At 63.2% G+C, this 21012-nt stretch carries 22 protein-coding genes; 13 read left to right on the forward strand and 9 right to left on the reverse strand.

Translation table 11 applies throughout. The features are described from left to right. Position 1: 1 nt before the first annotated feature. Together WDJ60_RS10275 and engB are read left to right on the forward strand one after the other, a co-directional pair. On the forward strand, positions 2 to 253 hold the full coding sequence (locus WDJ60_RS10275) for a DUF7861 family protein (RefSeq protein WP_340100296.1): 252 nt from the start codon (positions 2 to 4) through the stop codon (positions 251 to 253). 66 nt (positions 254 to 319) lie between these two features. Next, complete coding sequence (engB, locus tag WDJ60_RS10280) at positions 320 to 937, forward strand: GTP-binding protein EngB (protein ID WP_340100297.1); 618 nt, start codon at positions 320 to 322, stop codon at positions 935 to 937. Between the two features lie 287 nt (positions 938 to 1224). Here the strand turns inward: engB and yciH are convergent, their stop codons facing one another. The 5 genes from yciH to WDJ60_RS10305 form a co-directional block, all read right to left on the reverse strand. Beyond that, positions 1225 to 1518, reverse strand: a complete 294-nt coding sequence (gene yciH, locus WDJ60_RS10285; RefSeq protein WP_158836710.1) for a stress response translation initiation inhibitor YciH — start codon at positions 1516 to 1518, stop codon at positions 1225 to 1227. Between the two features lie 156 nt (positions 1519 to 1674). Next, positions 1675 to 3843: a transglutaminase TgpA family protein gene (locus WDJ60_RS10290; protein ID WP_340100298.1), complete on the reverse strand. Its 2169-nt coding sequence runs from the start codon at positions 3841 to 3843 to the stop codon at positions 1675 to 1677. Further along, a complete protein-coding gene (locus WDJ60_RS10295) occupies positions 3840 to 4817 on the reverse strand; it encodes a DUF58 domain-containing protein (protein WP_340100299.1) in 978 nt (325 codons plus the stop codon). The genes WDJ60_RS10290 and WDJ60_RS10295 overlap by 4 nt, the downstream gene beginning before the upstream one ends. Further along, entirely contained in the window at positions 4814 to 5773 is a 960-nt protein-coding gene (locus tag WDJ60_RS10300) for an AAA family ATPase (protein WP_340100300.1), read from the reverse strand. The genes WDJ60_RS10295 and WDJ60_RS10300 overlap by 4 nt, the downstream gene beginning before the upstream one ends. Before the next feature lie 188 nt (positions 5774 to 5961). Further along, entirely contained in the window at positions 5962 to 6270 is a 309-nt protein-coding gene (locus tag WDJ60_RS10305) for a DUF7573 domain-containing protein (RefSeq protein ID WP_340100301.1), read from the reverse strand. A gap of 11 nt (positions 6271 to 6281) precedes the next feature. On the opposite strand from WDJ60_RS10305, the gene WDJ60_RS10310 reads away from it, so the two are divergent. Next, on the forward strand, positions 6282 to 6587 hold the full coding sequence (locus tag WDJ60_RS10310) for a DUF8024 family protein (protein WP_340100302.1): 306 nt from the start codon (positions 6282 to 6284) through the stop codon (positions 6585 to 6587). On the opposite strand, the gene WDJ60_RS10315 is transcribed toward WDJ60_RS10310, so the two are convergent. The 3 genes from WDJ60_RS10315 to WDJ60_RS10325 are packed head-to-tail and all read right to left on the reverse strand — an operon-like array spanning position 6544 to position 8808. After that, positions 6544 to 7521: a 5,10-methylenetetrahydromethanopterin reductase gene (locus tag WDJ60_RS10315; protein WP_340100303.1), complete on the reverse strand. Its 978-nt coding sequence runs from the start codon at positions 7519 to 7521 to the stop codon at positions 6544 to 6546. The two genes, WDJ60_RS10310 and WDJ60_RS10315, sit on opposite strands and share 44 nt — an antisense overlap. Beyond that, positions 7518 to 8270 carry a coenzyme F420-0:L-glutamate ligase gene (locus WDJ60_RS10320; protein WP_340100304.1) on the reverse strand — a complete coding sequence of 251 codons (753 nt, stop codon included), beginning with the start codon at positions 8268 to 8270 and terminating at the stop codon, positions 7518 to 7520. Before WDJ60_RS10320 ends, WDJ60_RS10315 begins: the two co-directional genes overlap by 4 nt. A gap of 46 nt (positions 8271 to 8316) precedes the next feature. Next, on the reverse strand, positions 8317 to 8808 hold the full coding sequence (locus tag WDJ60_RS10325; protein ID WP_340100305.1) for a metallophosphoesterase family protein: 492 nt from the start codon (positions 8806 to 8808) through the stop codon (positions 8317 to 8319). 86 nt (positions 8809 to 8894) lie between these two features. On the opposite strand from WDJ60_RS10325, the gene WDJ60_RS10330 reads away from it, so the two are divergent. The 7 genes from WDJ60_RS10330 (at position 8895) to WDJ60_RS10360 (ending at position 15794) form a co-directional block, all read left to right on the forward strand. Continuing rightward, positions 8895 to 10136: an eIF2B alpha/beta/delta subunit family protein gene (locus WDJ60_RS10330; protein ID WP_340100306.1), complete on the forward strand. Its 1242-nt coding sequence runs from the start codon at positions 8895 to 8897 to the stop codon at positions 10134 to 10136. A gap of 52 nt (positions 10137 to 10188) precedes the next feature. Then, complete coding sequence (locus WDJ60_RS10335; RefSeq protein WP_340100307.1) at positions 10189 to 10545, forward strand: DUF8147 domain-containing protein; 357 nt, start codon at positions 10189 to 10191, stop codon at positions 10543 to 10545. A 107-nt stretch (positions 10546 to 10652) separates the two neighbouring features. Then, complete coding sequence (locus WDJ60_RS10340) at positions 10653 to 10850, forward strand: CopZ family metallochaperone (protein WP_340100308.1); 198 nt, start codon at positions 10653 to 10655, stop codon at positions 10848 to 10850. Between the two features lie 386 nt (positions 10851 to 11236). Further along, positions 11237 to 12661 carry a sulfatase gene (locus WDJ60_RS10345; RefSeq protein ID WP_340100309.1) on the forward strand — a complete coding sequence of 475 codons (1425 nt, stop codon included), beginning with the start codon at positions 11237 to 11239 and terminating at the stop codon, positions 12659 to 12661. Beyond that, positions 12658 to 13092, forward strand: coding sequence for a GtrA family protein (locus tag WDJ60_RS10350; protein WP_340100310.1), 435 nt, complete (start codon positions 12658 to 12660; stop codon positions 13090 to 13092). The genes WDJ60_RS10345 and WDJ60_RS10350 overlap by 4 nt, the downstream gene beginning before the upstream one ends. 195 nt (positions 13093 to 13287) lie before the next feature. Then, positions 13288 to 14124 (forward strand): ABC transporter ATP-binding protein, encoded by an 837-nt coding sequence (locus WDJ60_RS10355; RefSeq protein ID WP_340100311.1) that lies wholly within the window; start codon positions 13288 to 13290, stop codon positions 14122 to 14124. Next, complete coding sequence (locus WDJ60_RS10360; RefSeq protein WP_340100312.1) at positions 14121 to 15794, forward strand: hypothetical protein; 1674 nt, start codon at positions 14121 to 14123, stop codon at positions 15792 to 15794. Before WDJ60_RS10355 ends, WDJ60_RS10360 begins: the two co-directional genes overlap by 4 nt. A gap of 167 nt (positions 15795 to 15961) precedes the next feature. Here WDJ60_RS10360 and WDJ60_RS10365 read toward each other — a convergent pair whose 3' ends face one another. Continuing rightward, the gene (locus tag WDJ60_RS10365) at positions 15962 to 16378 is read right to left on the reverse strand and encodes a helix-turn-helix domain-containing protein (protein WP_340100313.1); all 417 of its coding nucleotides are present in this window, start codon (positions 16376 to 16378) and stop codon (positions 15962 to 15964) included. Positions 16379 to 16602: 224 nt separating this feature from the next. Here WDJ60_RS10365 and WDJ60_RS10370 point away from each other — a divergent pair, with 224 nt between their 5' ends. From WDJ60_RS10370 to WDJ60_RS10380, 3 genes are all read left to right on the forward strand, one after another. After that, complete coding sequence (locus WDJ60_RS10370) at positions 16603 to 17766, forward strand: acyl-CoA dehydrogenase family protein (RefSeq protein WP_340100314.1); 1164 nt, start codon at positions 16603 to 16605, stop codon at positions 17764 to 17766. A gap of 366 nt (positions 17767 to 18132) precedes the next feature. Further along, the gene (gene rdfA, locus WDJ60_RS10375; RefSeq protein ID WP_340100316.1) at positions 18133 to 18744 is read left to right on the forward strand and encodes a rod-determining factor RdfA; all 612 of its coding nucleotides are present in this window, start codon (positions 18133 to 18135) and stop codon (positions 18742 to 18744) included. Between the two features lie 116 nt (positions 18745 to 18860). After that, positions 18861 to 20810, forward strand: a complete 1950-nt coding sequence (locus WDJ60_RS10380) for an archaea-specific SMC-related protein (protein ID WP_340100318.1) — start codon at positions 18861 to 18863, stop codon at positions 20808 to 20810. Positions 20811 to 21012 lie beyond the last annotated feature (202 nt).

Here is a 21012-nt window from a genome sequence, read left to right on the forward strand (position 1 = left end):
TGTGACCCACGACCGAATCCACGCACGCGAGCCAAGCCACCATCGCGAGCGCTGGACCGTCGGAACAGTCGAGCAGATCCGCCAGCAGGACGGGCACTGCGTTGTCACCGTCGAAAACGAGCAGGGAGACAGTGTCGACCTCACGGTCACCCTGGCGGTTCGGGACCTGTTCGTTGGGCGGCTGGACCTCGACGAGAACGACTCACCGATCGGTGAGCGGGTCTGGTATCGCAAACACGGCGACGGTAGCTGACAGAACCGCTGTGTCGGTCACGACCCAAACCGCGGAGGTTTTCGCCGTCGGCGGTCAATACGGGATATGTTCGACACGCGGCCGGACCGAGGGAACGAGGTCGTCCTCCTGGGGCGCTCAAACGTCGGTAAGTCCACGCTGATGCGCGAGCTGACCGGCCACACCTTCGACACCGGCCAGCGCCCCGGCGTCACCCGCCAGCCAAATCACTACGACTGGACCGGCCCCGACTTCGTCCTCACTGACCTCCCCGGCTTCGGCTTCATGAAAGGCGTCCCCGAAGAGGCCCGCGAGCAAATCAAGACCGACGTGGTGCAGTACATCGAGGCCAACGCCGAGCAGATCCTCGTTGGCATCCTCGTCCTCGACGGGAAAGCGGCCGTCGACATCATCGACCGCCACTCCGGCCCCGACGAGATTCCACACGACGTAGAACTGTTTCACTTTCTGCGCGACGTGGGGATTCCACCGGTCGTCGCCGTCAACAAGATGGACAAGGTCGACGACGAAGACGAACGCCTCGACGAGATCTGTGACCGCCTCGGCCTCGTCCCGCCGTGGAAGCAGTGGCAAGAGACCATCGCGCCAATCAGCGCCAAACGCGGGAATATCTCGGCGCTCAACGAAGCGGTTCGCCACCATCTCCACGAGGCGAACAAAGACGAACTGTTTCAGTTCTTCTGAACCACCTTTTTCAGCGTCGGGTCTCGCGCGCCGCTTCGCGGCGCAGCGGACCGCTCCTCGAAAAACGTGGGCGAAAAAGGCTGCTCGCGCTCGGTAGAGCGCTCGCAGATGCTATCGTAGTGCCCACCGCTACCGCACAGCAACGGCAGGCCTGCCCTTCCCCGTGAGCGCACGGTTCGCGGGCGCGAACACGTGCGCTCGGCCACGGCAACAGCGCTGTTGCTAAATTGCTTGATTTACAGAACCACAGCTACGAAGGCGCTCTCTCGACAGAACAGACCGGGTGGTCAGGCGACGTTGAAGCCCTTGTCCCGGAGGAAGTCCTCGACGCGGCCGGTGTGGTTGCCCTGGAGTTCTATCTGCCCGTCGTCGACAGTTCCCCCGCACGCGAACTTGGATTTCAGGTCAGACGACAGGCTGTCCATGTCGACATCGCTCGGGTCGAACCCCTCGATGATCGTTACCTCTTTGCCATAGCGGCGCTCGTCGATGCGGACGGTGATTTCCTGGGAGTCTTTGGCGACGTCCTCACAAACGCAAAGCTCCTCTGGCAGCCCGCACGTCGAGCAGACCTCAGACATGGTTCCTCGCAAGTTTTTGATGGTCACTTGGCAAGCTATAGCCGAGGACTTGTGGTGTACTCGCCTTGGATAGCGAGCAGACTTCCGACATTACAGTTCGCCGTACGAAATCAACCTATTAAACACTGTCGGGACCCCCAGCCGACGAGACCTCCGCTACGACCGACGCACGCGGGCAAGCAGGTCGATTGCCTCGTCGGCCATCGCCTCGGTTACCTCGTTCCCGTACCGCGTCCGCTCGTAGCGGTCGACCAGTTCCCGCGCTGCCGGGTCCGCATCGACCGCCTCGACGTATTCGCGGACAGTCTCGCCGGTCCGACGGGGCCGGTGGCGGCGTTCGAGAACGTACGCTAGCCGACGGTAAGCCGCCTCGATGTCGGTTTTCGGGTCGCGCCGCGGGAGGTAGCGAAGCCAGCCCCAGCGGTACACCCGGTCTGCCAGATTGCTCCGGCGGATACCCGCGGCGGCCCCCACGAGCGCTATCAGTCCGAGCACGAGCCGGTCGGTTGGAGGGAGGTCCGGCAGACCACCGCTTCTGTCGGTGTCGTCCTCGAACGGTGTGGGGTCGGAGAAGTTCTCCAGTGAGTCCTGGCTGTCGTTGTCCGGGGTCGGTGTCGTCGGTGTGGGTGTCGTCGGCGACGAATCCAGGCCGCTCGGCGTCGGAGTTGGTGTCGGGTCTTCGGACCGGTCGGTATCGACACCGTCGGTGTCATTGTCGCGCGCGTCGGCGAGCCGGTCCTCTTCAGCTGCTTGACGCGGTCCGGCCGGGGTCGGGTCGAATTTGGTCCAGCCCTCGCCCGGGAAGTACACTTCGACCCAGGCGTGAGAGTCGTATCCACGGACGACGTACTCGTTTTGATCGACCTGCTGGCCGGGCGTATATCCAACGGCGACGCGCGCCGGGATGTCCTGTGTCCGCAACATCACTGCCATCGTCGTTGCAAAGTAGGTGCAGTAGCCCCGGTCCATCTCGAAGAGAAACGAGTCGGCGACATCGCTGTCCGGTCGTGCCACGTCCAGCGAGTACTCCTTGTTCGCCTCAAGCCACTGTTCGACGCGGCGGGCGGCCGAATAGCGGTTGTCCGTCTCCCCGACAATAGCAGCAGCCCGCTCGCTCACCCGATCAGACGTGCTCGCTGGGAGCTGCGTGTAGCGGTTTTCGATGTGCTGTGGGTCGTCAGTTCCAGTGCCCGCAAGTTCCCGTGGGGTTGCACTCGGCACTGCGCTGAGGACCTCGTATCGGTCACCGGGCTCCAGTGTGTCCATCGGTGCGAGTCCGAACTCGCTCGTGACCTGCGTCGAGTCGGTCGGGCCGTCGACGGCAAGCGGTCGCCAGGCGGCCGGCATCACGCTGGCCGCAGACTCGACGCGAAACACCTGCCGCACGCGCGTCGATTCGCCCGGCGGACCGGGAAGGCGCGCGTCCTCGTAGGCGACTGGTTCACCGCTTCGCACCCAGCCGTCACCAGTGTACCGGTTGTAGCTGTCGACACGCCAGTAGTGCTGTGCCGACGCGGTGACCGTGAACCGAACTTTCGGCGAGAGTTCGAGAGAGCCTGCGAGTTCGAACTCCGAGTCCGCCGAGAGGAGGCTGGCCTCGATTGTCCCGCTCTGGTCCGCACTGGTATCGGGGTCGAACCCCAGTGGGAACCCAACGCTCCCGGGCACCACCGAGACGATCAGCGGCGTGACGACCATGATCGCGAGCGCGATTGCGACCGCTTCGACTGCACCCCTGGAGTGTTCCCGCCGATCGAGGTCACCGAATCCGAGCGCCGCCGCGGCGCCGACCACACCCAGCAGCGTCGTCGGGAGTCCGGCATCGCCGGTCAGTACGAAGTAGGTCAACATCCCACCGGCGACGGCGGTGGCGCTCGTATACCACCCGCGCACCCCCAGATACCACGTCACGAACACGGGCGTCGGCGTCACCGAGAGCGCCCACAGCGTCGACGCCTCGATCTCCAGTATCGACTTGCCGCTCAGCAGTTCGACGTTGCTCGCGAGGAGCGCACCGAGTTGCGGGTTGTCAGACAGCGCCCCGACGTAGAGAACCAGTCCAATAGCGAGCAAGACGGCGGCAAGCGAGAGTGCGAGCGTTACCCGCAACACGCGGGCGAACGCCGTCGCTGCAGCCAGGGTGCCGGCGACCAGCACATAGAATGTCGTGGGCTCTCCGGAGACGACGACGATACCGTGCAACACCGCGAGCAGCGAGACGAGGAGCGCCAGGAGCCCCGCGAGTGCGAGCACGCGCATCGGCCGCATGTCCGGTTGCACCCACGCGCTGATGCGGCCGAGCGAGCCGACGGTATCAGTACTCATACGGATACCTCCCCGACCGGTCGGCTGGTCGTTTGCAGGTCGTCGAAGCGCTCGGTGCGGTCGCCGACGTGAACCCGTGGATTCTCGCTCTCCGCGCGGATCGAGATATCGGTCTCGTCGTGAACGGGCGAGGGGACGGTGCCCGACCGAACACCGGCGAGGGCCCGAAGCAGGCTCTCCCTGTGTGCGGTCCCGGTGCCGGACGGGACGCGTTCGCCGGGGACGGTGAGTTCGACGCTCAGTCCAGCATCGAGTGCACCGAGTGCGAGCGTCGCCGCAGCCGAGGCCATCGCGTCGGCGTTCCCGGGGGTCGCATCGGCGACGATGTGGACCGACTCCGTTCGCTGTGCGGGCGCAAACTCCATGACGAGGAAGTCGTCGTACTTCGCACTGGACTTCCAGTGGACGTTCTTCAGCGGGTCACCGGACGCGTACTCGCGGAGGCGGTCGAACTCCTGGCGTTCGGCAGCCAGTTCGTCGGCAAACAGTTGCGATAAGCGCACGTCGTCGGTGGTCGTCACCGGCGGATAGACGACGATTTCCAGGTCGGCGTCGACATCGACGCGTCGGCTGACGAGTCCGAGCGGGTCCCGCTGTCGGACCGTCGGCGCGGCCAGCCGGTAGATACCACGGTCGGCGAGTGTCAGCACTCGCTCGAGTGAGTGCGGTGGCGTCACCGCCGCATCGATGGTGTCCGCTTCGATGCCGTCGGGCAGTGGTTGGACGAGCGTGACCAGCCCGCTACCGTTTACGTCGACGCGCAGTGTCCGCGTCTGGCCGGGGTAGCCAGACTGAAGAGAGCCGTAGGTGAGGCTTGGCTCCTCGGCGCGCCAGACGAGGAGTGCACCGACCGCGAGCGCAGCGAGGATGGGTGCGGCGATAGCGTTCAACGCCCGTGCGCCAGCGAGATACGCAGCCGTGTACGCGAGCGCGACGACGACGAGCGCGCCCCAGCCGCGACGAGTGAGTCTCATTCCGGGTCGACAGTAGCGAGTGCCGCCTCGACGACAGCGCTCGCGGTGTGGTCGGTCGCCGTTCGAATCCGGTGTGTCAGCACGGCCGGCGCCTCCGCTTTCACGTCGTCCGGGATGACGTAGGAGCGGCCAGCGAGGACCGCACGGGCTTGCGCTGCCTGGAGGAGCGCGATGGTGCCGCGCGGACTGACGCCGATCTGGGCGTTCTCGCGCGTGTGGATCGCCAGCCTGGTCGCGTAGGTCCGGAGCGGTTCGCTGACGGTAGTCCGTGCCGTCGCCTCGCGAGCGGCCCGGAGGTCGTCCAGCGTCGCGACCGAGGAGAGCGTCTCGATCGGGTGGTCGCCGACGACGCGACCGAGTAGCTCCGTCTCCTCGGCCTCGTCGGGGTAGCCCAGGTGGAGTTTCTTCATGAAGCGGTCGATTTCGGCCATCGGGAGGTCGTACGCGCGGTCACCCTCGACGGTGTTCTGTGTCGCGATAACGGTAAACGGACTGGGCAGACTGTGGGTCTCCCCGTCGACAGTAGCCTGGTTTTCCTCCATCGCTTCCAGCAGCGCACTCTGTGTCTTCGGTGGTGCGCGATTGATTTCGTCCCCGAGGACGACATTGGCGAAGATGGGGCCCTCACGGAACTCGAAGGTCTGGGTCTGCTGGTTGTAGATGTTGACGCCGGTCACGTCCGAGGGGAGGAGGTCGGGCGTGAACTGGACGCGCTTGAACGAGCCGTCAAAGGATTCGGCGACCGACCGAGCGAGCATCGTCTTTCCGACGCCGGGCACGTCTTCGAGGAGGACGTGTCCCCGACCCAGCAGTGCGGTCATGATGTGCTCGATTTCGTCGTGGTGGCCGACGATGACGCTCTCGACGTTGGCGATGACCTCGTCGACGACCGCGCTCGCGCGTTCGATAGCGCGCTCTGGCTGTACCTCCGGAGATTCTGTCTCGGTATCTGTCATAGGTGGCGAGGGACGACGGCGTGGCGGTGAGTGGCGACGGCAGCGGCCGTATCCAGTCGACACAACCGCTGTCTGTGGATCCGCGGCCGTGTCTCACAGCCCCGATTCGGTGAGCTATGACACACGTGATCACGAACCTTCATCAGGAGGACATTGCGGCCGAAGAGTAGTAAGGCTGCGGGTGAGTTCTACCACTCTTTGCACGTCGCACAGACCAGACCATCGGGGCCGTCCCAGACCCGGTGGACTGTCTCACCACAGGCGGCGCACGTGGTTCCCTCGGCGTCCCACCGCGACGTCGTCGTCGCGGGCTGGGCAGACTCGCTCTCGGTCGCATCTGAGCCGTCGGGTTCCTGCTGGGAACGCTCCGAGTCCGACATCGGTTCGTCTGCATCCGACGCCGGTTCGCGCACGTCAGATTCCGACTCGTCCACACCGGACGCCGTCTCCTCGCTGTCGTCACCGGAGAGAAAGTCGTCGAGCGAGGTATCGTCCATACCGACACAGTGTGCGCACGTCCCTTAGCGGTGTCGGAGAGCCCCATCCGGCACGCGTCGCCCGGATGGAAGCACACAAGTATCGTGGGGCAAAACACCCGGATATGTTCATCAGAGAGCTGTTCCAGAGCATTCTGGATATGCCCGGCAAGTTCGCCGACGTGGCGATGCACGACCCGCTCGGTGCACTCATGCTCGCCGTCGGTAGCGTGTTCGTCCTCCTGTCTGTCGGTTACTTCACGCTGCTCACGCTCGGATCCATCGCGGATCTCTTCACGCCAGAGCCCGGCGGACGGCCCCGCCAGCCAGGTCAATAGCCGTTTCCAGGTCCGGCCCCAGCGGTGACCCGACGACGATGCTGTCGGCCTCGGCCATCACTGCTTCTACCCGCGATTCGACCGTGTCGGGCGTGCCCGCGATACAGAACGCGTCGACCATCGCCGGCGTGACCAGCCCGAACGCCTCCCTGAACTCGCCGGCAGCAATCGTCTCGCCGATTTCACCCGCCAGTTCCCGATCCAGGTCGTGCCGGTCGAGCACCGGCGGGGGCGCGCTCCCAGCGATGAAGGCGACCGGCGGGCGCGCTGCCTCGCGTGCGTCGTCGGCGTCCTCGGCGATGCTGACGCTGGCGTAGGCGGCGAAGTCGAACTCCCCGCGCTCGTCGGGCCGGTCGTCGAGTCCCTCCTCGACACGGTCGCTCGCCCACGCGATGTCGAGGGGATGTGAACCGTTGAAGAGGACGCCGTCGGCGTACTTGGCCGCCATCCGGGTCATGTCTGGCCCCTGTGCGCCGACGTAGACCGGGAGCCGGCGGGCATCGTAGTTGAGGCCAGCATCAACAGCCTGGAAGGTGCCGTCGTGGTCGACGCGCTCGCCGTCCCAGAGGCGGCGCGCGACCTGCATCGTCTCCAGCACTCGTCGGAGCGGGCGCTCGTCGTCGTAGCCGAGATTCGAGAGCGTCGAGCGGTCGCCAGCGCCGACGCCGAAGACACCGCGCCCGTCCGAGAGTTCGTCCAGCGTCGCCGACCGCGAGGCCAGCGTCACGGGATGAGTCTCGTAGGGGTTCGTGATTCCCGGGCCGAGGCGCACCTCGTCGGTCGCGCGAGCAATATCTGCGAGCGCGACGAACTCGTCGCGGTTGTTGTAGTGGTGACTGGCGAAAATCGTGTCGAAGCCCGCTCCCTCGGCTCGAACCGCGAGGTCGGAGAGTTCCGAGACGGGATGTTCCGGAGTGAGTTCGAGTCCGATCATTCTGCGCCCTCCCAGGCGGTGAGCGCCCGCCGGACGATGTCGTCCTCCGGTTCGCGGAACAGTTCGTCACTACCGTTGTGGGCACCGAACTCCCAGTCCCGGATGACCGCGACCGGGGTCCCGCCGTCGCCCTCGCCGGTGACGAGGTTCGCGGTGGCAGCGAGTTCATCGACGACGGCCTGGACGGTGGCGGTGAGTTCCTTGCCTTCCCGGTCGTGTTCGCCGCGCCAGTCGCGGGCGGCCGGGAGGCCGGCCCATCCGAGAGCGACGCCGCGCTGTCCGTAGCGGAACGGTCGGCCCGAGGTGTCGGTAACGACGACGCGAGCGTCCAGTCGTTCGTGGAGCGTCCGCGCGCTTGCACCTGGGCTCTCGGGGAGCAAGAGCAGGTCCGCCCCGGGGATGTTCGAGCGGTCGATGCCGGCGTTGACCGTGATGTGACCGAACGGCGTCACCGCGAGCATGATGGGAAAGTCGATGAGCAGTTCGTCGCTGGCGTCGATGACCGCCTGTGCGAAGCGCGGGTCCTTCTCCTCGCCGGCGGCCGCGCCGACGCGCTCGGCGATCGAGCGGGCGCGCTCGCCGGCCTGGTAGTTGTCGAGGTCTGCCTGTCGGCCCTCTGCCTTCGAGACGATGGTACTGGCGACACAGACCACGTCGTCCGGGCGGAGGTCGACCTGCTCGTCGATGAGTGCGGCCACGTCGTCACCCGGCCGCACCTCCGGCAGTCCCTCGACGGCGAAAACGTTCATATCAGTGGTGGGCAGTGCGAGAGTAAAAGCGGCCCGGAACCGGAGACTACAGTTCGTGCAACTCCACGGTAATCGCCCCGTCCTCGACGGTCGCCACCATCATCGTCGTCCGGGTGGCCGGACTGGCACCAGTCACACTGCCGGGGTTCAGGAGTCGAACGCCGTCGTGTGTGGTGTCGAGAACGTCGTGGGTATGCCCGGAGACGCCGACTGCGGTGTCCGTCTCTGCGTACTCGTGGATGGTGTTGGCAACCCGTTGCTCGTACCCGCGGGGCGACCCAGTGCCGTGGGTGACGACGAACTCTACCCCGTCGAGTTCGGTGGTTGCGACGGCCGGCAGACCGATTCGTGGGTCCATGTTCCCGGAGACTGCGGTGAGAGTGGAAGCCAGTGTTTTGATATCGGCGAGCGCACCCTTCGAGTCGAAATCGCCGGCGTGAATCACGTGGTCTGCCTGTTCGATGCGCTCGCGGAAGGCATCGGGAATCCGCTGGGCGCGCGAGGGAATGTGCGTATCCGAAATGAGTGCAACGTCCATACCGAACCTGTGAGTGCTGGCTACAAATGTGCCACGTTACCACGAAACCCAGGGGTTGATAGTCGGCGGGTGTCAACGCAGCGAACATGGAAGAGCGGGCGGTCGTCACCTGTTTTCTGCGCCACGAGGGAGCTGTCTTGCTCTGTCGGCGCAGCGACGAGGTCGGCAGCTACGCGGGACTGTGGGGGGCAGTCGCCGGCCACGCCGACAGGGATCCTGAGGCCGCCGCTCGACAAGAAATCCGTGAGGAGACGGGGCTAGACCCCGACGAAGCGGTGACCCTCGTCCGTCGCGGGGAGCCGTTTGCCGTCGCGGACGAACAGGCCAGGATTCGCTGGACGGTCCACCCGTTTCTCTTCGACGCCGGCCACCGCGACGTGACACCGAACTGGGAGACCAGTGCGTACGAGTGGGTCGCCCCCACAGCGATATTCCACCGCGAGACGGTCCCGGAGCTCTGGACATCCTACGACCGCGTGCGGCCCACCGTCGAGACGGTCGCCTCCGACCGCGAACACGGTTCGGCGTACATCTCCGTGCGAGCACTCGAAGTGCTCCGCGACGAGGCCGCCAGAACGGCAGACGGCGACCGGGAGGAGTTGTTCGACGTTGCCCGCGCACTACTCGACGCTCGCCCCTCGATGTCGGTCGTCCGCAACCGCGTCAATCGCGTCATGCACGCAGTCCGGGACGCCGACACTGCACGACCAGTCGAGCACGTCGCGGCCGCGGCAATCGAGCGGGCAGTCAGTGCCGATCGACGCGCAGCAGAGCAGGCCGTCGACCACGTCGCCGACTGCCGCGTCGCCACGCTCTCCCGGTCAGGGACCGTCCTCCAGGCGCTGCAGTACGCCGACCCCGAAGCAGTGCTCGTCGCCGAGTCCCGTCCCGGCCGAAAGGGAGTCGCCGTCGCCGAAACGCTGACCGACGAGACGGACGTGACGCTGACAACGGACGCCGGCTTCGCCCACGCGCTCGACACCTGGGACGCCGACGTGCTACTCGTCGGCGCGGACACCGTTCTGGCAGACGGCCGCGTCGTCAACAAGGTCGGAACCCGCGCCGCCGCGATTTCCAGTTCCCTCGAAGGTATCGATGTGCTGGTGACGGCAGCGGTCGACAAGCTGTCACCGGACGGCGAGATAGGCCTCGAGCCGCGAGAGTCAGCAGAGTTGTACGACGGGGACGAGTCAGTGACGGTGCTGAATCGGACCTTCGACGTGACGCCGCCGGACTGTATCGACGCGATCGTGACGGAACTGGGACTGCTCGACCAGGCGGCGGTCGAGCGCGCCGTCGACCGCCACCGACGCTACACCGAGTGGTAAGTACCAATCAGCAGGTGAGGACTATTTATCAACAGCCGATGAACGAACCAGTATGAACGTCCGCCACGCACTTACGGCACTCGGGGCCGGACTGACGACTGGGTTGGTCGTGGCCGTCCTCGTCATCGAACTCCTCGATTTCGAGTTCTCGGCGCTCATCGGCCTGCCGGTCGGCGTTCTCGCCGGTCTCATCGTATTCGCAACCGTCGCCGTGGCGTTCGACGGACTCGACGAGATGGAACGACGGGCGATGAGCGCGTACGCGGCGTTCGGACTCACTGTCATCGGGTTTGCGGCACTGAGCTACGTGAATCTCGCCAGAGGACTCTTTTCGGGAACGGTCGCCGCTGGCGCGGGACTGATCGCAGCTGTGCTGACGTATCTGGGGCTGTGGAGTCGAGAGCGGTAGCGCCATTGAAGTGTCGACCGCTACTCGTTCGGTTACAGGGTCGGTTGCGTCGGAGAGCCCGGCACAGAGTAGAAATTTCATAAGTATCGCGCCCCTCCAGTCGACTGATGTCTCTTACCCTCACCGTCGAAGGAATGAGCTGCGACCACTGCGAACAGAGCGTCGAGGAAGCGCTCGAAGGCGTCGCCGGTGTCGAGAGCGTGACCGTCGACCGCGAGAACGAACAGGCGACTGTCGAGGGCGACGCCGATACCAACGCGCTCGTCGCAGCCGTCGAGGACGCCGGTTACACTGCCTCGGTCTGATTCGAGCCAGTCGAAACGCACCGTAGAGCGACGCGTTTCGTGCCGAGAGACGCTGCAGCCAGAGTCGACACCGCGACTCGGCTGACGAGAGATGACTCAGACAGGTCGAGACGATTCCCCCGGTTCAGACAGTTCCTCGACGCCACGTCCCACATCGGATATTTGTCGACAGTTGTTCAGGTGGTTTCCACAGCGTACTGTCCAGAATATCGAAACAATAAAGCCGCTAACTACCTGTTCGGTTGATATAGTGGTGTCTCCTTCGAATGGGTCTTTTGGCTGGGTACATACCCGCCTTTTCCAGCGGAAGACCAGTTCACGAACGCCGCTGAGACCGCCGAACCGACAGCTCACGGGACGGGGAGACGCCGAAGCTTCCACCGAACATGGACACTAGCGATACGTCGAACGTCGTCCTCGTTACGGTCGACTCGTTACGAGCGGACGCAATCGGTGCCTACGACGACGAGCGCCACACGCCGGTGATGGATTCGCTCGCCGAACGCGGAACCGTGTTCGAGCGCGCTTTTGCGACCGGAAACTGGACGCCGTTCTCGTTCCCATCGATTCTGGCGTCACAGCCGGTGTTCGCCGAGACCGGGCAGATCGGTGTGGACGGGTCAGAGACACTCGCAGAGGTGCTGGCTGACAGCGACGTTTCGACCGGTGGGTTCAACGCGGCGAACGGATTCCTCACCTCCCATTGGGGATACGACGACGGCTTCGACGAGTTCGAACCGTTCGTCGCGAGCGTCGGGTCCAGTATCTACAGCCGATATCTTGCAACCCATCCGACAGTCGAAGCCTGGTTGCAACTGGCGACAGCTCCCGTTCGTCGGCTGGGATCGTGGTTTCGCGGCGAAACCGACGACCGGCCGTTCCTCGATACGTCCCGGATGTTCGACGTCGAACACGCCGCAGCGTCGTTCATCGAAGAGACGGAGTCGCCGTTCTTCCTGTGGATTCACTACATGGACGCGCACACACCGTACGTCCCAGCGCCACGGTACATCCGGGAGGTGTCGTCGAATCTGCTCGGGACCCATCGGATGCTACACGCCCATACGCGGACCGGACTGGGCTGGGAAGTCGGCGAGCGAACGCTCGCGGATCTTCGGACGCTCTACCAGGCGGCGGTCCGGCAGATCGACGCCAGCATCGGCCGACTGCTGGAGACGCTCTCGGAGAGCGGTGTCGAGGACGAAACCGCTGTCGTCCTGGCTGGCGACCACGGCGAGGAGTTCCAGGAGCACGGCCACCTCGCCCACTATCCGAAGCTATACGACGAGCTGATTCGGGTGCCGCTCGTCGTCGACGTTCCCGGCACAGCGGGCCGTCGGATCGACCAGCAGGTCGGGCTCGACGACATTCCGCCGACGATAACCGACCTCATGGACGTCGACTCGCCAGACGGCTGGTACGGTGAGTCACTTATCACGAGTGTCGTCGACGGCGAGCCCCCGGTCGACGAGCCAGTGGTCTCCGTCACCGTTCGCGGCGAAGAGGTGACGGCACAGCCGATTCCGCGGGCGCTCTCCGATGGTGAGCTACTCGTCAGTGTCCGGGACCGGGACTGGACGTACATCGAGAACGTCGACGACGGGTCGGCGGAGCTGTACTACCGGCCGTCGGACCCGACACAACAGGACGACCGCTCGGACGTGGACACTGCAAAAGAGCGACAGATACTCGACCGCTTCAGTACGATCGTCGACGACCACGCCAGTCTGCTCCGCGACCAGACAGGGGAACAGAGAGACGACGTCGACGACGACCTCGGAGCCCGGCTGGAGGCGCTAGGCTATCGATGATGTTCCAGTCCCCGCGTTCGTTCCTTCGAAATCTGGTGTACGGTCCGGTCGCGAAACAACTCCGTCGGTTCGTGCTTGTCGGAACGTTCGCAGCCGGCGTCCAGATGGTACTCCTGTGGCTGTTCGTCGACAGAGCAAATCTGAACTATCTGGTGGGTGCGACCATCGCCATCGAACTAACGATTATTCTGGCGTACGTTCTCAACAACGCGTGGACCTTCCAGAGCTCTCAGAAGACCAGTCTGACAGGCTATCTGTTCGGACTCCTCAAGACGAACGTCGTCCGCGGGACAGCAATCCCCATACAGCTTGCTATTCTCTACGTTCTCGTGGAATGGCAGGGCGTTCCGTATCTGCTCGCGAACGCTGTCGCGATCTTCATCAGCGGGCTGTATCGGTACGTGCTCGACGCGCGGTGGACCTGGAAGTGACGGCCGCGTTGCCTGGGAAAAGACGCGACACTTTTGCGCGTGGATACCCGACGAAACACTGGTGGCGATGACGAGACGTTACCCCCGCTCAGCCCCTTGTGATGAGAACTCAAACTGAGCCACCACATCTTGCATTGAGAGCCTGGTCGCCGTACAGCGCGAACGTTGAAATGAGACGTGTCCGTACACGAAGGCATGAGCGACCAGTCCGCCCACGGGTCCACCCATCCTCCACAATCCGGAAAGCCCGCCATCGAGACAGATGGTCTGACGAAACGCTACGACGACGTCGTAGCTGTCGACGACCTCAACCTCTCTATTCCGCCGGGGACGGTCTACGGATTTCTCGGCCCCAACGGCTCCGGCAAGACGACGACGATGCGAATGCTGACGACGCTGACCCGACCCACGTCGGGAACCGCTCGCATCGTCGGCATCAGCATCGACGACCGCGAGACGCTCATCGACCACATCGGCTATCTCCCCGAAGAGCCGCCCCTGTTCGACGAACTCACCGGACGCGAACAACTGCGCCACGTCGCTGCACTCCACGACATCCCGGCCGCTGTCGCCGACGAGCGCATCGAGAGCTATCTGCAGCGGTTCGACCTCCTCGACGCTGCCGACCGCCGCCAGGAAGGGTACTCGACAGGAATGCGCAAGAAAATCGGACTCATCCAGACAGTTATCCACGAGCCGACAGTTCTCTTTCTGGACGAACCGACCTCGGGACTGGACCCGCGGGCCGCTCGGACGGTCAAAGACCTCATTGCGGACCTCGCGGCCGACGAGACGACGGTCTTTCTCTCGACGCACATCCTCTCGGTCGTGGATGAACTCGCGGACACCGTGGGTGTCCTCAACGAGGGGCGGCTGGTCGCCGAGGGGTCGCCGGCGTCGTTGACGCGGCGGGCCGAACGCGGCGAGAGCAGCAGCCTCGAAGACGTCTTCCTCTCGGTGACGGCCGATCACGCTGACGAACCGGCCGATGGCGAACAGGAAGACCAGATACCCGGTGACAGGAGCCGATGAGCGGGATATCCCACGCTCTCCGACTGGCACGCATCGACGTGACGCGGATGGCCCGCAAGCACACCGACCGGGACAGCGGACTCGGAACGCTCGTCTCGACAGGCGTCTTTGCGCTGTTGCTCGCGGCGGTGACAGTCGGCGGCGGCTATCTCGCGTACCGTGCCGGCGACGCACTCGTTGCTGGCGATATTACCGTACCTCCGAACGCAATCGGCGCGCTACGGGGAATCATCGCGGTACTTGGGCTCGTACTCTCTGTCGTCGTCGTCATTCGCGGCGTCGGTCAGCGGGGAACGCTGGTCAACGCCGAGGGCGTGCTGACCATCGTTTCGACACGGGAAGCACTAACCGGGCTACTCGTCTCGGAGTTCGTCTACGTCCTGCTGTGGCTCGGCGGTCCGACACTCGGTATCGGGACCGGGCTCGCGCTCGGCACGGGGGTCGGCTGGCCGCTGGTGACATTCCCCGCCGGCGTCGCGGCCATCGCTGTCACCGCCGTCGCCGTGGGCTACCCTCTCGGTCTCGGCATCCGTCACTTCGTCACCCGGTTTCGGTTCGTCGCCCGCAACAAGGGCGTGCTCATCGTCGCAGTGTTTCTCGTCTACTTTGCACTCATCGTCACGGGAACGTTGAACCGCGCGATCGTCGCGCTGTTCAACCCGCTCCAGGAATCTCCGGCCGGATGGTTCGCGGACCTGCTCGTCCTCGGCGTTCCCGGGGTCGATGCGACGCCGCTCCGGGCACTCGGGGCGCTCGGGCTCACGGTCGGACTGGGTGCCATCGGTACCGTCGCAGGAACACGATTGGCCGCTCTGCACTGGTTTTCCGACCCCGCGCTTGCCGGTGAGACCGAGGCGGACGACGAGCGGTCGGCACCAGCGACTGCGAAGTCGGGGCTGGAACGACGACTCGCGCCGTATCTGGGTGTTCCGACCGCAGCGCTGGTCGTCCTCGCGTGGCGGCGAGCGGCACGCGCCCCGCTGAAACTGCTGTACGCCGCCTACCCACTGCTCTTCGTCGTCGGCTGGATTGCCGACATCGTGCAGACCGGCACGGTCCCGCCCGCTCTCGCTGTCGGGACAGTCGTGTTCGTTACGTGGGCAGCCGGCGTCATCTTCACGTTGAACCCGCTCGGCGACCAGGGTGCTGGCCTCCCACCCACGCTGTTGAGCCGCGTCGACGGCCGTCGGTTCGTCCACGCTCACCTGCTGGCGAGTCTCATTGTCGCCGTCCCGGCGGGTGTCGTCCTGACCGCGATAGCGGCCACACTCAGTCCACTGGACACACCGACCCGACTGCTACTGGTCACCAGCGCGCCGGTGTTGATGGTCGTTGCCAGCGCGCTCTCTGTCGGTATCGGGATGGCGTTTCCGCGCTTTCAGGCGGTCAACGTCACCCGCTCGGTGAAAACAGTCATTCCGAGTTTGCTTGCCTTCCTGCTCTTTACGCTCCATCTGCTCGGAACGGCCACGGCAGCCGCCATCGTCTACGACGACGCCATCAGGGGACTGGCTGCGTTCGTTCTGAGCTGGCTGCTCCCGTTCGGCCTGGCTATCGACGCCGAAACGCTCGCTCCACTCGCCGCGACAGTACTCATCGGACTGGCAATCGCTCCAGTCATCTCCTATCGGTACGCGGTTCGACGGTTCGACACCTATACACTGGAGTGAGTGTCGACCAGAGTTCAGAAAAGTAATTGTATTCGTTGTCGAGGATATTGTAGCCTTCAGTCGAGAAATCCGTTGACCCTCCCGGTGAGTTCGCCACCTGGGACAGGGGCAATAGATCAGCAGTTCGCGTGCAGAATTGTTCTGCTTTTTCGGTTTTTGGGTGGTTTTTACAGTAGATGTCCGAAGTAGTGTCGGATATGGCCGAGTGAATACGACACGCCGAACGTCTCGTCGAGATGCTGCTGGGCGAGTTCCGGAGACCACGCGTCAGCGTCGTATCCAACATCGCGAGGAGACTGTCGAAGCGCAGTCTCGAACGCTGCACGCTCGTCAGCATCGAGTTTACTCGGCCGTCCCGGCCGCTGCTGGTCTTCGATGGCATCGTCGAGCGAGCGCTCTTCGAAGCGGTCGAGCCAGTAGTACAGCGTCGACGCTGGCACCCCGTACCGGTCGCTGAGCTCCGACACCGAAACCCCGTCAAGATACGCGAGCGCGACCATCAACCGCTTTGCGGCTTTCGCACTCTCGACGTCGTCGAGCCTGTCGCGGAGAGCGTCCGCCGAGACGCCGTCGAGTTTGCTCATGTCCGACGGTATGGGCGCGCGTATAAAATTCTAACTACTAATCTATATCCAGATAATATTTACAATTACTTCTAGACAAGATGCGAAAGGCATCCGCGATCGATACTGCGGAGGAGTGTCGACAGCGAGTTACGAAGCGTGTCGGCTCGGTGGCCGCCCGTCGACACAGACCAGTCACACAGTGGCGGGAAAAGCCTATTGGCGGTCACCGACAGCGTGCTACTATGTTCGATTACTTCGATCTGGAACGCCGCCTGTCTCAAGAGGAGCGACTCATTCAGGAGACAGCCCGCGAGTTCGTCCAGAACACCGTCCAGCCGGAGATTGCCGACCACTGGCAGCGGGGGACGTTTCCGACGGACATCATCACGGAGATGGGAGATTTAGACTTTTACGCACCGAATCTGGAAGGATACGGATTACCGGGCGTCAGTGAGACGGCGTACGGACTCCTGATGCGGGAACTGGAGGCGTGCGATTCGGGCGTGCGCTCGATGGCCAGCGTCCAGGGTGCGCTCGTGATGTATCCGATTTACGCGTACGGGTCCGACGAACAGAAAGAATCGTGGCTCCCGAAACTGGCAGCCGGTGAGGCGGTGGGCTGTTTCGGCCTGACAGAACCCGAACACGGCTCGAACCCGAGCGGGATGGAAACCAGCGCAAAACGGGAGAACGGCGGGTACGTCCTCAACGGAACGAAGAAATGGATTACGAACGCACCGATCGCCGACGTCGCTCTCATCTGGGCGCGTGAGAGATCAGATCCCGAGACCCCGGTGCGCGGGTTCCTCGTCGAGACCGACCGGGACGGGGTGACGACCGAGAATATAGACAGCAAGCTGTCGCTTCGCGCCTCCATCACCGGCGAAGTCCATCTGAACGACGCGTGGGTCCCTGAGGCGAACGTCCTGCCAGGTATCGACGGAATGGGCGGGCCGTTGTCCTGTCTGACACAGGCCCGCTTCGGCATCGTCTGGGGTGCTGTCGGTGCCGCCACGGACTGTTTCGAGACCGCACTGCAGTACGCACAGGACCGCGAGCAGTTCGGTGGCCCAATCGCTCGCTTCCAGCTACAACAGGAGAAGCTCACCGAGATGGCGACCCAGATCACGCTGGCCGAACTGATGGCACACCGACTGGCCGAACTAAAAGAGACGGGAGAGATGCGCCCCGAGCAGGTGTCGATGGCAAAGCGAAACAACGTCCGGATGGCCCGCGACCAGTCCCGTATCGCCCGGGAAATTCTCGGTGGCAACGGCATCACGGCCGATTACTCGCCGATGCGCCACATGGCGAACATGGAGACAGTGTACACGTACGAGGGGACACACGACATCCACACGCTCATCGTCGGTCACGACTTGACTGGCATTCCGGCGTTCGAATGAGCATCCCGCTGCTATTGCATTACAGCCATACCGTTGTCACCCTCTGGCGCTGCAACAGACCAAAATCGCGGGTAACGTCCGCTCTTCTGCACAGGGTAACTGGCGGTGGTAGTACCCATCTACTAGAATATCATAGATAGTAATATTTTTATTCTATCTGAATAGTTTTCGACAGATTCTGTTCTCGAAATGCAGTACATGAATTGTATTATTGCTCTTAGATTCCTTCGTGTGAATGATAAGTTTCCATATACAACTGGAAAATGATTAGATTCATGTAATATAACGGGGCGTCCAGGTATCTGTCACTCCCTGGGTCGCGTGAGTCACAATGTGTAAGTATCGTTTCGTCTAATACAGAAACAGATGGCAAACGAAACCGACGTGAAAACGAGATACAAGGTCGGACGAGTCCTCTCAGAACACGACCTGCTGGACCTCCACGAGGCGTTGCCCGAGCTGTGGGCAGGAGACGGAGACGAATCGGCGAGTCTCAGGGCACTGGCAGAGCGAATAAACGTCGCACTGATGCGGCAGGCGATGGAGGAAGCAGGGATGGACCCGCTAGATGGAGAGGCGGAGAACGCCTATCGCCTCCTCACAGACGACGATGTGAGTGTCGGGGTGCGGACCCAGCAGCGCAACCGCCTGGAGCGTGCAGGCGTCGATGTCGACGAACTCGAAACGGAGTTCGTCACTCACCAGGCCGTCTACACCTACCTCACGAAGGCACTCGGTGTGACAAAAGACGAGACCGACGACACCGACCCGATCGAGAAACACCAACAGCGCATCCAGCGACTTCGGAGCAGAACGGCTGCAGTCATGGAGAACTCGCTGTCGGAACTGCAGAACGACGGGACGATTTCGCTGGGGTCGTTCGACACCACCGTCGACCTGCGAGTGTACTGCCAGGACTGTGAGAGCCAGTACGAACTGTCGAGTCTCCTCCAGCGAGGCGGCTGTGAATGTGAGTGAGACTGCCGGCTATCTCTTTTTGACGCAGTGAGACACACCATGATGAGCATCGCGGAGTCGTCAATTGTCGGCGCGTTCCGGAGGTTTTTATAACAAGGGCCCATTTCGGTATAAATATGGAGACAAAAAAGGTAGCCCAGAAGCAGGTCCGTTTACAGGCCGAGAATATCGGTGGAATCGAGAAGACCACAGTCGAGTTCGAGCCCGGAGTGACAATCCTGACCGGGCGAAACGCGACCAACAGGACATCCCTCCTCCAGGCAATCATGGCCGCGCTGGGAAGCGAACACGCCTCGCTCAAAGGCGACGCAGACCACGGGCACGTCAGCCTCCAGATTGGCGACGACGAGTACACCCGCGAACTGGAGCGGCGTGCCGACACGATAGCGCTCGGCGGCGACCCGTACCTCGACGACCCCGAACTCGCTGACCTCTTTGCCTTCCTCATCGAGTCAAACGAGGCCCGTCGGACAGTCGCGCTCGGTGGCGACCTCCGGGACATCATCATGAAGCCCGTCGACGCCGACGAAATAAAGGCCGAGATCAGACAGCTTCAGGCCGAACGCGACGATATTGAAGACCAGATACAGAAACGAGAGTCGCTCAAGAAGCGGCTCCCGGGCCTGGAGTCACAGCTGGTCGACCTCGACGAGGAGATCGAGGAGACCCGTGCGGAACTCGAGTCGGCACAGACGGAACTCGAAGAGCGGTCCGCCGACGCAGAAGAGGCCCGCGCCGAGCAGTCCGAACTCGAAGCCAAGATGAAAGAGCTCCAGCAGGCCCGGTCGGAGCTGGACACGACCGAGTTCCGCCTCGAGAGCGAGCGCGAGAGTCTGGAGTCACTCGAAGCGGAGCAGGAAGACCTCGAACAGCAGCAGTCGGAGCTCGACGACGAGGAGACAGGCGATCTCGACGAGATCAAATCCGAAATCAACGGCCTTCGCGATAGAAAACAGCGTCTCGAACGGGAGCTGAGCAAGCTCCAGAACGTCATCCAGTTCAACGAAGAGATGCTGGAGGGGACCAGCCGTGATGTCGCCGAAGCACTCCGTGGCGAGGAGACGAACGGCTCGCTGACGGACCAGCTGGTCGACGAGAACGAGTCTATCGTCTGCTGGACGTGCGGGACCGAAGTCGACCAGGAGAAAATCGAGAAGACGATTAGCCGACTGCAAGAGCTTCGGACCGAGAAGTACAACCAGCAAAGCGACATCGAGTCGGAACTCGCAGAGCTCAAAGACGAACGGTCGGCCATCGACGCCGCTCGCCGGGAACGGCGCGAAGTCGACCGACGACTCAACGAGGTCGAGCGAGAAATCGAGGAGCGGACAGAGAAGATCGACGATCTCGAAGCGAAGCGCGAGGAGCTAACCGAGAAGATCGACGACCTCGAGACGGCGGTCGAAGAGCTCGAAGAGCAGGACCGGTCGGAAGTACTCGAAGCCCACCGCGAGGTCAACGAGCTGGAACTGCAACTCGACCGGCTGAAAGACGAGCGCGACGGCGTCAAATCGGAGATTGCGGAGATAGAAGAGCAAATCGAGGAGAAAGAGACGCTCGAACAGCGAAAGGACGATATTTCCGAGCAACTTGCCGACCTCCGGACGCGCATCGACCGCATCGAGGAGCAGGCCGTCGAGGAGTTCAACGACCACATGGAGACGGTCCTCGACATCCTGAACTACGCGAACATCGACCGTATCTGGGTCGAACGCGCCGAAAGCAAAGTCCGCGAAGGCCGCCGGAAGGTGACGAAAACCGAGTTCCGGTTGCACATCGTCCGGACCACCGACGACGGTGTCGCCTACGAGGACGATTTCGAGCACCTCAGTGAGAGCGAACGGGAAGTGACAGGGCTCATCTTCGCCCTGGCTGGCTACCTCGCACACGAGGTGTACGAGGTCGTCCCGTTCATCCTGCTCGACTCGCTGGAGGCAATCGACTCCGAACGCATCGCCAAGCTCGTCGACTACATGCAGGAGTACGCCGACCACCTGGTCGTCGCCCTCCTCGAAGAGGACGCTGTGGCACTGGACGACGACTACGAACGCGTCACCGAAATCTGAGTTCGAACTCGGCCATCGCGATTCGAGTAGCTTGGCACGACCCGCCTGATGCCAGCCAGGCATCTATAGAAGTAATTGTAATAAGAGAGCGGAGGTGTTTGTAGACAGAGTAAGTGAGGATGTGCCCAGAACAGCGATTTTAGGCATTTGAAGACGACAAAATCAAGATTTCGAAATGACGTTTCACAGCCACTCAGAGAGT

This window comes from Salinibaculum salinum, assembly GCF_037645885.1.
GTDB classification, from domain to species: Archaea; Halobacteriota; Halobacteria; order Halobacteriales; family Haloarculaceae; genus Salinibaculum; species Salinibaculum salinum.